The organism is Nocardia sp. NPDC051832, assembly GCF_040681285.1.
GTDB lineage: Bacteria > Actinomycetota > Actinomycetes > Mycobacteriales > Mycobacteriaceae > Nocardia.
In genome coordinates this window covers 45,452-57,197 of the sequence record NZ_JBFAYL010000011.1, presented here as the reverse complement: position 1 = coordinate 57,197, position 11,746 = coordinate 45,452, and the positions used below count along the sequence as shown (strand labels likewise).

Sequence of the window (11,746 nt, the reverse complement as noted above, 5' to 3'; positions counted from 1 at the left end):
GTTTCTTTATTACTTACTTTCTTTATTTCTTTCATTTTTCTTTCCTTTCTTTCTTGACATCGGGGTATTTTTCCGGGTAAGATGAGAGGGTACCAGAGGAAGAAACGAAACGAAAGGATCGGCATGTCGGAGATGGTCGAGACCGAGCGTGGCCCGAGGCTGGCAATCGGGGAAGTGGCAGGTCCTTGCCAGTTTGTGATGGATGGTGAGGGCCACTTGTGCGGCCGCCCTGTCCACGTGAAGTCCCTGCTCGGACGCCTCCCGAAGTACTGCGAGGAGGTCGTGGAAGGAATCCGGCACGACGGAAAGAATGCCGCAAAGGCTCGTAAGCTGCACGGATTCAACGCTGCAACGCCTATTCATACCTCCCCCGCCCCGGTCGAGGCCACTGTCCGCCCCATTTCTTCCATCCAGCAGGGAGAGGTTTCGTTACAGTCCGTCCCCGCCCCTACGGTACCGCAGAAGACGGACCCCTCCATTTCTTCCGCTGCTGTACCTGAAGAAATGGAGGAGCAGGAACTGCCGGTGACCGAGTCAATCAGCCGGTTCGAGCAGTTGGTGGGTCGCTTCGAGGAAGCCGCGCGCCGGATGTCCGATGCCGCCGAGGCCGCCGGCATCGTCCTTCCCGAGGCGCGTCAGGCCCTGGAAATCGCTGGCGCTGCCGAGAGTGCCGAAATCGAGATCAGCCAGATCGTTGCCAACGCCGAGGATGACCTCACCGATGCCCGGATCAAGCGGGAAGCCGCTGAAGCCAAGGCGAAGCGGTACGAGGAAGATCGCCGGAAGATGGCCGCGGAGCGCGACGAGGCCCGGGCTGAGGCCAAGAAGGCTGTGTCCGCTGCAGAGTCCGAACGCGATCAGGCTCGGCAAGAAGCTGACGAAGCGGTAAAAAATGCCGAGGCGGTGAAGCAGGAGTCCCTGAAAGGGATCGAGGCTGCCGAGAAAGAATCCGCTGCCGCGAAGCAGGAAGCGCTTGCTGCGAATGAATCCGCGAAGAAAAAGGTGGAAGCCGAGCAGCAGCGTGCCAATCGCGAGATCGCCGAGGTACAGAAACACGCTCAGCAGGAGGTCGCGGCGGCGAACGCAGCCCAGAAGCGCGCCGAGGGCGAAGCCGAGCAGATGCGCAAACAGGTGGATCAGCTCAGCAAGCAGCTGGAGCAGGAACGCGCTGACCGCCGTACCGACGCCGAGCGCTACCAAAAGCGCGAGGACGAGCACCGCGACGAAATGAACGAGACCAACCGCTACTGGCACAAGGAGCTTCGAGAAGCATACAAACTCGCTGGGCGGCAACATCTTCCGCCGGATGACAACGCCGAGCCCTGGCCCGGCGCCGAAGGTGCCTCGCCTGCCCGACGCGACGATCAGGGATAGGCCATGAGAACGGCCCAGCAGCTCGGCCCGGACAGCCGGGCTGCTGTGTACGCGATCGAGCTGCCGTTGCGGCGCCCGCCGATGACCTCCAACGATCAGCGGCGCGCGCACTGGACCGCGGTGCGCAAGGCCAAAGCCGAAGTGGCCGAGCTGGTCGGCTGGCATGGCCGCGCCCAGCTACCGAAGCAACTGCGGCTGGATCGAGCACGCGTCACGGTGATCTGGCATGCCCCCGACGCGCGTGGCCGCGACAGCGACAGCCTGGGCCCATTCCTCAAGGCCGCGCTCGATGCGCTGGTCACCATGGGCGTACTGCCCGACGACAACTCCAAGCACGTGATCGAGACGCGCCAGCGCGTCGAGATCGACCGCGCCAACCCACATATCACGATCGAGATCGCGGCCGATGAGCCCTCCAGCAGCCCCGTGCGCATGGATCCGCCGACGACTACCCCTGCGCCTGTACGTGTCCTTCCTGCGGCGTCTCAGCGTGAGATCGTGGCCCCGGCCCCGGCCCCGGCCCCGGCCCCGGCCCCGGCCATCCGGCCCAGCCCGCGCCCTCGCAATGTGACAGCGGTGGCCGCTCCTGGCGTGGCGAGCGCGCCGAAAGCAGCGAAACCGCCAGCCGCTGAACCAGTTTCGTTACAGCCCGAACCGGCGGCCGTAGCGCCGAGTGAACCGCCGGCCTCCGTGCTGCGCGACCAGACGCGCTGTTCGGGGTGCGGTGCTCCCATCGTGCAGCCTGGTACTGGTCGTCCGAAGCTGTTCTGCGGCGGGGCTTGCCGGGTGAAAGCACACCGACAGGGAAAAAAGACATGCCCGCGAAAGAATAGCGGAGCTGCACGATTACTGGCCAATTCTTTGCCAGTGCGTCGGGTTGATCCGGCAGTCACTCCTGCTGAGACCCACGCGGGATGGTTTCCGAACACCCACCAATCGAACTCGGCTCTCCGGTTACCACATTGAACCTATGCTCGCGCCTATGAGTGATGCCCGAACCGAGGAGCGGCCTAAGTGCCCATCCTGGTGCGCTGAGCACTATGAAGAGCTCGAAACCGTTATCCCTGGAGACGAGTACCGCCAACACATCGGACTGAAATCGACCCGAACGCTGAGCATCTACGGGCTGCAGCAGCTGACCGTTCAGCTGAGCCGATCCGACACTCCCGACGGCGAGGTCGAGTCCTACGCCATCGAGCTGCGCGTCCCCAACGACACCACCGACGACGACAACATCTGGATACAGCTCACCCCCGCTGATGCCGAGCATCTGGCCCGCCATCTGGACGCGCTGAACGCCGAGGTCCGCCGTGTCCCTGCCGGCAAGCAGGAGGGAACCTCAGGCCCATAGTGACCGGGCCCGGACTGCTCGTTCGGAGGATGCTCTCGCCGCTGTCGCGTCGAGGCGGCGTCTCGCGCGCGTCGACGCCGAGCAGGAAGTCGAGGTGCCGCGCTCGGAGTGGATGGCGACCTTGTGCGAGGCTCAGGACACCACCCAGCGCGCGGCCGAGCTCCGCTGAAATACAAGGGCCCGGCCCGCTTTTCAGCTGGCCGGGCCCTTGTTCGTCTCGGCGTCGAGTTAGGAGGTTGGACCCCGCGGGGGTGCTTCGCAGTAGACCTGCGGGTTGCTCCAGGGGCTCTGTTCAACGGCGGGCTCGTCGTCGACCAGTTTCACCGTCACCACGTCGTCCCTGAGCTCTACGGCGAGCACGCCCCCGTACTGCCGTGCCGCCATCATGGTGAGGATAGGCCGGTCGTTGCCCACCACCTGCAGCAGCTGCGCCTCGCCTTCGGAGGTGCCGCTGCCGGCGGCCAAGGAGGCTTTGGCGGTCACGAGTAGTGACAGTCGCGAGCACCTCGCTTCTCGTGCGAGCTCCCACGCTGCGACGCTGAGCCGGATATGGCTGCCTGGCAATCCATCTCGGTCAGAGCGCTCTCCGAAGGGGTGGCCAGCGTCGTCGCTGAAGTCCGTGGCTGCATAGAGCTGGGATTCTCGAGGTTGCGGTTCGAGGTCATACCACCCCGCGCCCGAGTCCACCGCGGGGTTGGCGTGCACCAGCGAGACCGGCTGCGGCTCATCGGTGCTGGGCTCGATGAGGTACAGCGTGCTCACCATGGTGATGGCCATCGCGATCACCGTCAACATCAAGAACATCAAGGTGCTCTGAGGCCCGCGACGGCGGCGGCGCGGCGGCGGCAAGACCGGCACCTCCGTTGGATCGTCGCCGGCGTCCGGCTCGCAGGGGCCGTCCTCGCCGGTGACCTCCATGGTGTTGGTGGGGCCCTCGCCGCGAGGCGGCCAGGAGCGCTGCACGACCGGCGGCTCCACCTCGGTGCGGCGAAGATTGACCTTCACAGCCAGGACGGGACGGATGTACTGCTTGCCGAGGTCGGGCGCCGGGTCGCTGTCGCCGAACCCGGAGAGGGTGGTCTCTGCCGCAGCCGGGGCGGTCGAGGGGGGCTCGGAGTTCGGGGCGGCTACACGCTGCTGCGCTGCGTTCAATCGTTCCCAGATCCGCATCACCTCGGCAACGCCGGCTTCGCCGAGCTTGCAGGCTCGGCAGAAGTCCTCCAGACGGTGCCGGGACTTCGGCAGCGACTCATTTTCCGGGTGCAGCCACCAGTAGGTGGTCGATCTCGGCATCTTGCTCACGGCGTGGATCTGCCCCTTGGAGCGGCCGGACCACTCCGCCAGCTTGCGCAGCAACAACATGAACGCCGCGGCATCCGCGGCTTCCAGGCGCAGCGCTTCACCGGCGGCGTTCACCGCCATGGGGCAGGTGCTGGCCTTCGCGGGCGCGGTGGCGGTCACTTCGACTCACCGCCGCCGTTGGGGCTGTTCCAACCCTGCAGTGCACCAAGAAGCTTGGTGGACAGGCCTTCCCCCTCCTGCTTGCGCAGCAGCGAATCGATCAAGCCGGTCACCACCAGCAATGTGATGATCGCCGCGATCACGGCGGGCACCCCGATCAGGATCAAGGTGATCACCGTGCCCAGGGTCACCGGCACCAGGACCAGCACCATCAGATAGGCCCACCGGCGGTCCTCGGTGAGCTCCTCACCGTCGCCGGCTCCGCCCGGCGGCGGGACGATGGGCACGCTGCCCGCGGCCAGCGGGATCGATCCTGGTGCCATCGGCGACGGCCAGGCGATATCGGGCACCGCGGTACCCGAGGGCCGCGGCGCGCACGGGGTGCTGCCGGTGGGTTCGCCGGCAGAAGGGTGAGAGAAAGGCGTCTCCGCCCTTCCGACATGCTCGGACATTTTTCCCTCCAGAGGAAGGAGTCACGAGACAAGCTGCGGCGCTCGGGATTTCGTACAAGGGTGCTGATCAGCGAGCTGGTTCAGCACCCCTGCCGACCTCGAACAACCGGAGCGGCCTCCGTGTCTCATTGGGCTGCAACCGCAATCGGATGCGTAAGGACGGGCCATCTCCGCGGATTGCAGTCCACTCCGGCCCCTGCTTCGGAATCCGAAGAACCAGAAGCACCCTCATGTTTCCATATGCCGGGAAAGTTACGGGCACGCGATCGAAATCAATGTCCAACAGGCACTTAGCGCCTCAGCTAACTCCGGGTTAGGTTAGGGCACCATTCCATCGGGCATCCAAAATTTGCATCCGAAAATATCTCCGGGGAGTTGCAGAAACCGATGGTTGAAAAATTGGACGCGCACCATACCATGGTCTGGCACGACCCCCGCACCACCCCAATCCAAACAGACCGCCTAGCACCGAACACCAATTCCAACAAGGCTGTTGGACACAATTCCGGCGTGTCTAGCCCGGCCCGTTTCCCCAGGTCAGTGAGATCTGTGGGCCATCCAACGTCCAAGAACGGTTCCCCGTGAGTGTCGAGTGGTCTAAAGTCGATTGCACGCGTTGCGGATGGGACACCCCATCCCTTCGGCGTATCCGGACTCCTCTTGCAGTGGGCTGCAGCCGAAGCCGGAGGTGGGATCTGTTGCAGCGGACCCGCCGAAACCAAAGCGAATGGCCCCGGGTTCGAACGAAACCCGGGGCCATTTGCATGTGACGGCATGGCCCCTCAGACGACTTACACGGGCGGGTGTGATGCAATTCACTTACCTACCCGGCAGTAACTTGGCGCGAAAATACCAAATGCCCATTTAGCACCTGTAGAGCAAGATCAAACTTCGTTTGAATATTCAAACATCGCTGCCGGCACGGACTTCGCACAGCGGAGCGCACCGCGCGCATCTTCCGGTGTATCAGAGCTGAGACACCGCAGCGCAAACTCATCGAAGAGAAAACGAACCGAATCCCTGTTCTTGCCCTAGAAAGCGGATGTGCCGCAACACAATTCGATCAAAATCCGAACTACATCGATGAAACCCTGCTCGGCGCCCGCAGCGAAATACCAGACTTGAGACGGACAGTTCCAAAGTCCAGGAAGGGATAGACGATGAAGCGCGACAGCGCCGAGCCGGAGACCACGAGGCCGAGCATCCGGAAACGGCGGGCCCGCCTCAAAGCGGAGCAGCTCCGCGAGAAGCTGCTCACCACCGCGCTGGAGGTCCTCGACCGCGACGGACTCACCCTCACTCTGGCCCATCTCAATGTGGAAGGACTCATCCGAGCCACCGGAATACCCCGGTCCTCCTACTACCGGGCCTGGCCCTCCAACGAGCTGTTATACCTCGACCTCATCGCGGCCATGGTCGCACCGGAGCGGATGGACGAGCGAGTCCCCGACCCCGGCACAACGGCCTTGGGGTACACGATCATCAAACAGTACGAGGACAGGATGGGCGACCGCGATGGCCGCCGCGCAGTGCTGCGGGAGCTCATCCGCCAGACGGTCGCCTACAACTTCGACTCCACTCACGAGTCACTGGCATGGCGCACCCACGCCGCCCTGACCGCGCCGCTGTCCTCGCTCAGTGCGGAGAACCACAGCAGGGCCAAAGAGATTCTCGGAGAGGCGGATTCGCGCAACCTCAAGCGGATGGCCGACTACTACACCGAGATGCTGGAGCTCTTCAAACTCCGCCTGATCGACGGAGTCGATACCAACGCACTCGCGGTCAACGCGGCGGCACTGATCGGAGGGTCTGTCATACGTCACGTGATGGGCCGAGCCGCCCCCGCTCCCCTCCGCCTCCCCGGCATAGACGGAGAACTCGTCGATTGGCATCCCGCGGCGGTCGGGTTTTTGGCCATGGTCGACGGCATGACCAAACTCGCCGACGAGGAAGCGGAACACGAATAGTCGAACCGTCCGCAAGCGATCCAGTCACTGGTCCCGCCCGGTGTGCAGAGTCCTGTAGGAGCAAGGACACCGGTGAGATCAGTTCTGCCACAAGGTGTTCAGCCCGATCAGCAGCATGCTGAACGAGGCGGCGAAAGCGCCGCTGGCGTGCATGACCGCGGTGGACCATCGGCCGGTGTTGTGTCTGGCCAGCGCTGCGGCGATGAGGGCGACGATGACGCTGATCAGCGCGAAGACCAGGACCAGCAAGCTCTTGACGAGCAGCGGTGAGGCCTCGGCGGACAGGGCTAGAGGATCCATTGCGGGGTCTCCGATCGGTTCGCGGTGTGCGCGGATGCTGTGCGAGCCCAGAGAACCTGCGCAGAACCAGAGGGCTGGACTCGCACCAACTTTGCGAGTTGGGCCCGGTGGCCTCGATCTGGCTGGTCGAGGCAGGGGGTGGGGGTCATCGGCGCTCCTGGCATCGGTCCGCTGGATGGCTTGGTGCCGATGTTGTAGGGGGTTCGCCGTGAAATCACCCGGAGTGTAGGGCGGTTGACGATTCTGTCCGGGCACTGGCAGTGGTCCTCGCCTATAAGGGGAGTTATCCGGACGAGCGGGATCGTCGACGCCGAGGGCAGGGAGCGAGCATGTGCAACATCTCGAGGGGTGGGTTGGATGGCTTGCGAATCAGATGATGATCCTTGGCCGGCCGCCGAGAGCGAGCCTGCGCTGATCGAGGTCGAACGCAATGCGCGGTTGGATGCCGATGCCGAGCTGTTCGACATGCTGTGGGATGCCGGGTTCGAGGGTCCGGTGTGGGAGTTGTTCGCTCAGGAGATGTGCCGCTACGCGATACCTGTGTTGTTGGCGTGGATGAGTTCTGGGCACATCTTCACGGTGGTGCGGTCGAAGATTCCGTTGAGGCCCTCCGAGCAGGAGATCCGCCGGTTCGCTACTGACGGCGAGCTGCGCGATGGGATGGCTGATACGGCGGTGGCGGTGGCTTTGCACCGGTTCAAGCAGCGCTCCCGCAAGAACCAGTCATGGTCTCGAACGGGTGCGGCGAGCTTGACGACCTACTTCGTCAACGGGTGCGTCTACGCATTCGCTGAGGAGTTCAAGAAGTACCGCGGTGTGGAAGAGCGCCGGCGCCTGAGCGATCTGGCCGCGATCCAAGAGGAGCTCGCACGCCCCATCCAAGGTCGGTACTGCGAGGACTTCGCGCAACGGGTGGTCGACGACGCGGTGGTGACGGAGTTGATGGACACCTTGGCACCGCGAGATCGAAACATTGTCTGGGGGAAGGCGTCCCAGATGACGAACAACGAAATCGCGCAGATGTTCGGTGAGAAATCCGGACGTGCGGTCGAGGATCGCTGGTCGTGGCTGAGGAAGCAGCACATGTGGATCGCCCGGCTGGGTAGGGAGACGCGATGAGCAACCACAACGAGCACAACAGCGCGATCGCCAGGAAGCTCGAAGCGGTCGCGGCGATGATCGAACGCTCCTCGTTGGGCACCGAGGAGGCCCGCGACCTGCGTGCACTCACCACGATCGTCCGTAGCAGGAGAGTCGTTGCCAGGTCCGACGACCTGGAACGTGGCACGACAGATTCGCTCGAACGAATCTCGACCTCGCCCCCGACGGTCGCCTCGGCCGGCCTTGGCCGCACAGGTGTGATGCGGGCGGAGCTTTCCGGTGATTCCGGATCGGTGCAGGAGACCGGCTGGCTCATGACCAGCGATGTCACCCCCGAGTCGGCCTACCGTGACGCGAGTGCGGGCTGCTGGCGGCTGACGTGGCTGCCTGAACGCCGACTGACCCGGGAACAGGCGCGGGCGGGAATGGAACTGGACGAAATTCTCAGCGACATCGAGTCGGTGCACGACCAAACGGCTCAGGCCCGCGCGGCGGAGCTCGCTGACCAGCTGGGCATGCTCAGCGAGCAAGCGGTCATCCGGCTCTCCAAGCGCGTGATTCAGCGAATGCAGGACGAGTCACCCACAGCTGAACATGCCAGTAACCACCGCAAAGAACGACTTGATCAGTGGCTCGGCTGAGTCGAGCGCGCTCGGCCGAGGATGACGTGGTTGGGCGGCCACGCCCGCCGGGATTGGTGGCATTCGCCGACCGGGCTGCCCCCGGCGGGGTGGGGCTGGCTGCGGGCCGAAGATTGAACTTTTTTTGAACTTCAAACCGCGGGATCCGGCGTAGCTTTCGACTCATGAGCAGAGCACCCGGTCGAGTGTTACAAAATGCTACGTTCCGCCGCTCCTCCGAGGCGCATAACGTCATCGGCAGTGTCCATCGCCCACCCGGGCGACCCAGCCGGGAGAGGCGGAACTACCAGTAAGACTGATAGTTCCGGCAGCGAGATCCGGCATAGCCTCGTTGCACGGTTAAGGATCTGCCGAGAGCGGGGGCCTCCGCGGCCGGAGTTCAGGACCAGACCCATCGAGCCGGTCAAGCGACCAAATCATCCCTTGCGGGAGGCATCCGAAGGTCGGTGCAACGCACAGCGCGAAACGGCCGTATGACCGATAAACGGTAGCTCTCACCGAGCGACTGAACGCGCGATCGAGGATGTTGATGCCAAAATACCTTCACGCTGATGGAACGCTGAGTTCCGCAGGTCAAGCTCTCGCTGCCGAGCTCTACAACCCCGCTGTCGGAGCGATCACCAACTGGCTCAAGGGCGGGACCGCCAGCGCCATGATCCGGTTCGGGAGCAAAGACCCGTTGGTGCTCGAGTGCGCCCGGACCGATTACGAGCTGCGCGAGGAAATCGCGGTCGAGACCTTCTGTGAGGCGCTGATGCCGTTCCTGCGCCAACTCGATCGCGGCGGCTACGACGCCACCCGCGGGGCCTCGATATCGTCTTTCTTCATCGGAGCCTGCCGCAACCGGCTCGGTGGCACGGTCGGCAAACACAGCGAGCGCCTGCGCGGAAAGCGCGCCCAGGACAGGGAGATTCCTCTCGAGTACCTGCGTGAGGACGAGTGCCTCGATCCTCGCCAGGCCGCCGATCGGTTCGATCGGGTCGAAGATGTCCGGCTCGCACGCCGGGTGCTTCTCAAGGCTCCGCACGATCTGCGCGCGGCGCTGCTGCTGCAGGTCGCCGAGGGCACGACCATGGCCGCGGCCTCCCGGCGTATCGGGGTACCGCCGGCCACGATCCGCTCGCAGCTCAAGAGATTGCGCAAGAAGCTCGCCCATCAGCACCTCGTGGGCTTGATCGTCATTCCCGACGACACCGCCCTGGGCGACTGGGTTCGCCACGACGCCCACGACGAACCCGAACCAGCCCAGCCCGCCGAACCCGAGGAGCCCGACGAGCTCAACGCCTTCGATGAGTTCGACTTCTTCGGCGAGTTCGACGACCTTGACTAAGCCGCCGCCAGCGGCCGCACCGCTCATCGAAAACCGTTGCTGCCTGCTATTTTTCGATTGCAACATCGAATTTTCGTACCCGTAGCGTCCTGTTCTACCCACTTCCGAACAGGACCCGGCACAACGCAATTCACGCTGGTTTCTGCTCGGTCACTCAACCGAACGGAACATCATGAACACCTCCACCATGGCCACCAAGCTCGTGATCCTGCTGAGCGTGATCCTGCTCGGGCTGGCCGGCGCCGCGATCGGCACCGCGATCGCCCGCCACGAAGGCGCGTCCTGGCCGAAGTCGCTTCAGCACGCCTTCGTGGCGTTCGGCGCAACCTGCTCGCTGTGCGCGGCCATGTACACCGCCTTCATCCTGCTCCCGTGACCGCCGACAGGGTGTGGCTCCGGGCGGTAGCCACACCCCACCATCCGAGCAAGCTATTAGCGGCGACGCGGTCGCTGCACGTCGCCGCTAATAGCTCGGGCACGGCTCGAACATGTCGGTACCTGCTGCGATGCTGGCCGGACCAGAGATCGCGAGGGAGGCCGGAGGTGAGCGTGGACGCCCCGGATGCACCGCTGGACCTGTTCTCGATCGAGGTCGCCCTCGACCCGCTCCTGACCGGGTTCACCACGCTGCTGGGCGGGCGCGCGGATCTGGCGCCACCCCAGCATGATCCGTGCCGATCAGGACATCGCTCAGCGCGTCGTAAGGACCAGCACAACATGCCCATCGAGACTGATCAGCATGTTGCCAACGATCCGTGAATATCTTGACGATGTGACAGCGGTCGAGATCGACCAGCTCCTTGCCGACGGCCCGAATGGTCGGCGGGTACTCGATCTGAACGCCGAGCTGGTCATCGAGGCGGTCGAAGCGGCGTGTGGCGAGGCGAAGTTCAGTAACGGCGCCAAGTTCACCAGGTCGACGTTCAACGAGGGGGCCGTCTTCGCTAAGGCGGCGTTCAGCAGCGGCACAGCTGGGTTCAGCGAGACAAAGTTCCGCGGCACTGCCGATTTTTCCGACGTGACCTTCAACTCCCTCGCCACGTTCTATCGGGCCGAGTTCAGCGGCCCAGCAACATTCGCCAGGGTGACGTTCGCGGGCACGACCACCTTCTCAGGCACCAACTTCGGGACTGGCCAGATCAAGTTCACCGCGCCGCAGCAGTGGGGGCCACCGCTGCCAGCGTTCGATTGGGCCCACGATGGCACCGGTAAGCCTGGCAATGTCGAACCACAGAATTGGCCGCCCGCCGCGTCGATGTCCTGACAAGCTGTCCTCCGAACCAACTTCGACACTGGTGCGACTTCGTAGGCGCTCCCCGCGCGAGTATCGGAAATCGTTCGGTTGTCGGCCACCGACCCGGCCGGCGGCGAACGCCAGGTCGACCACACCGGGACACTGTTCAACAAACGTGTCGAAAACGATTGATGTGCAACAAGTCCTGTCGGGCCCTTCTCGTACAGCCCAGGCCATGACCGAGACCCTCGACTCACCGCCGCAGTCGCCCTCGACGGCGCCCCTGGACGAATGCGGCCTAGGCTGTATCGAGGCCGCGCGGGGTTGGCGTGAACGGGGTGGCCTCGTTCGAGCTGCTCACCGGCACTCCCTTGTCGGTTCATTGTGCTCGGCCAGCAGTTTCGAGACCGGCCGTTCGAGACCGGCCACCAGCTCGCTCCCTGTCACCCGCCCCGTTACGAAATTAATCCGGCTGTCCGGCGGCCGTGATGTGCTCGCTACAGTCGCCGACCTGCGGTTATGGCGATACTGGCGA

At 64.1% G+C, this 11,746-nt stretch carries 13 protein-coding genes; 10 read left to right on the top strand and 3 right to left on the bottom strand.

What is annotated here, in order from left to right; genetic code table 11:
- The first annotated feature begins 123 nt into the window (after window positions 1–123).
- The 3 genes from AB0M14_RS38015 to AB0M14_RS38005 are packed head-to-tail and all read left to right on the top strand — an operon-like array spanning window position 124 to window position 2,725.
- Window positions 124–1,374, top strand: coding sequence for a hypothetical protein (locus AB0M14_RS38015; protein WP_365005202.1), 1,251 nt, complete (start codon window positions 124–126; stop codon window positions 1,372–1,374).
- A 3-nt stretch (window positions 1,375–1,377) separates the two neighbouring features.
- Window positions 1,378–2,340, top strand: a complete 963-nt coding sequence (locus tag AB0M14_RS38010) for a hypothetical protein (RefSeq protein ID WP_365005199.1) — start codon at window positions 1,378–1,380, stop codon at window positions 2,338–2,340.
- A gap of 16 nt (window positions 2,341–2,356) precedes the next feature.
- Window positions 2,357–2,725: a hypothetical protein gene (locus tag AB0M14_RS38005; protein ID WP_365005196.1), complete on the top strand. Its 369-nt coding sequence runs from the start codon at window positions 2,357–2,359 to the stop codon at window positions 2,723–2,725.
- Window positions 2,726–2,953: 228 nt separating this feature from the next.
- Here the strand turns inward: AB0M14_RS38005 and AB0M14_RS38000 are convergent, their stop codons facing one another.
- Together AB0M14_RS38000 and AB0M14_RS37995 are read right to left on the bottom strand one after the other, a co-directional pair.
- Entirely contained in the window at window positions 2,954–4,186 is a 1,233-nt protein-coding gene (locus AB0M14_RS38000) for a hypothetical protein (RefSeq protein ID WP_365005193.1), read from the bottom strand.
- Window positions 4,183–4,638: a hypothetical protein gene (locus tag AB0M14_RS37995; protein ID WP_365005190.1), complete on the bottom strand. Its 456-nt coding sequence runs from the start codon at window positions 4,636–4,638 to the stop codon at window positions 4,183–4,185. Before AB0M14_RS37995 ends, AB0M14_RS38000 begins: the two co-directional genes overlap by 4 nt.
- Window positions 4,639–5,798: 1,160 nt before the next feature.
- Between AB0M14_RS37995 and AB0M14_RS37990 the strand changes: the two genes are divergently transcribed.
- Window positions 5,799–6,605, top strand: coding sequence for a hypothetical protein (locus AB0M14_RS37990; RefSeq protein ID WP_365005188.1), 807 nt, complete (start codon window positions 5,799–5,801; stop codon window positions 6,603–6,605).
- 78 nt (window positions 6,606–6,683) lie between these two features.
- On the opposite strand, the gene AB0M14_RS37985 is transcribed toward AB0M14_RS37990, so the two are convergent.
- Window positions 6,684–6,905, bottom strand: a complete 222-nt coding sequence (locus AB0M14_RS37985; RefSeq protein WP_365005185.1) for a hypothetical protein — start codon at window positions 6,903–6,905, stop codon at window positions 6,684–6,686.
- 348 nt (window positions 6,906–7,253) lie between these two features.
- Here AB0M14_RS37985 and AB0M14_RS37980 point away from each other — a divergent pair, with 348 nt between their 5' ends.
- From AB0M14_RS37980 to AB0M14_RS37955, 6 genes are all read left to right on the top strand, one after another.
- Entirely contained in the window at window positions 7,254–8,024 is a 771-nt protein-coding gene (locus AB0M14_RS37980; RefSeq protein WP_365005182.1) for a hypothetical protein, read from the top strand.
- Window positions 8,021–8,647: a hypothetical protein gene (locus tag AB0M14_RS37975; RefSeq protein WP_365005179.1), complete on the top strand. Its 627-nt coding sequence runs from the start codon at window positions 8,021–8,023 to the stop codon at window positions 8,645–8,647. The genes AB0M14_RS37980 and AB0M14_RS37975 overlap by 4 nt, the downstream gene beginning before the upstream one ends.
- Window positions 8,648–9,176: 529 nt before the next feature.
- Window positions 9,177–9,977, top strand: a complete 801-nt coding sequence (locus AB0M14_RS37970; protein ID WP_365005176.1) for a sigma factor-like helix-turn-helix DNA-binding protein — start codon at window positions 9,177–9,179, stop codon at window positions 9,975–9,977.
- 172 nt (window positions 9,978–10,149) lie between these two features.
- On the top strand, window positions 10,150–10,353 hold the full coding sequence (locus AB0M14_RS37965; protein ID WP_365005173.1) for a hypothetical protein: 204 nt from the start codon (window positions 10,150–10,152) through the stop codon (window positions 10,351–10,353).
- A 167-nt stretch (window positions 10,354–10,520) separates the two neighbouring features.
- Window positions 10,521–10,736, top strand: a complete 216-nt coding sequence (locus AB0M14_RS37960) for a hypothetical protein (protein ID WP_365005171.1) — start codon at window positions 10,521–10,523, stop codon at window positions 10,734–10,736.
- Window positions 10,717–11,241: a pentapeptide repeat-containing protein gene (locus AB0M14_RS37955; RefSeq protein ID WP_365005168.1), complete on the top strand. Its 525-nt coding sequence runs from the start codon at window positions 10,717–10,719 to the stop codon at window positions 11,239–11,241. The genes AB0M14_RS37960 and AB0M14_RS37955 overlap by 20 nt, the downstream gene beginning before the upstream one ends.
- Window positions 11,242–11,746 lie beyond the last annotated feature (505 nt).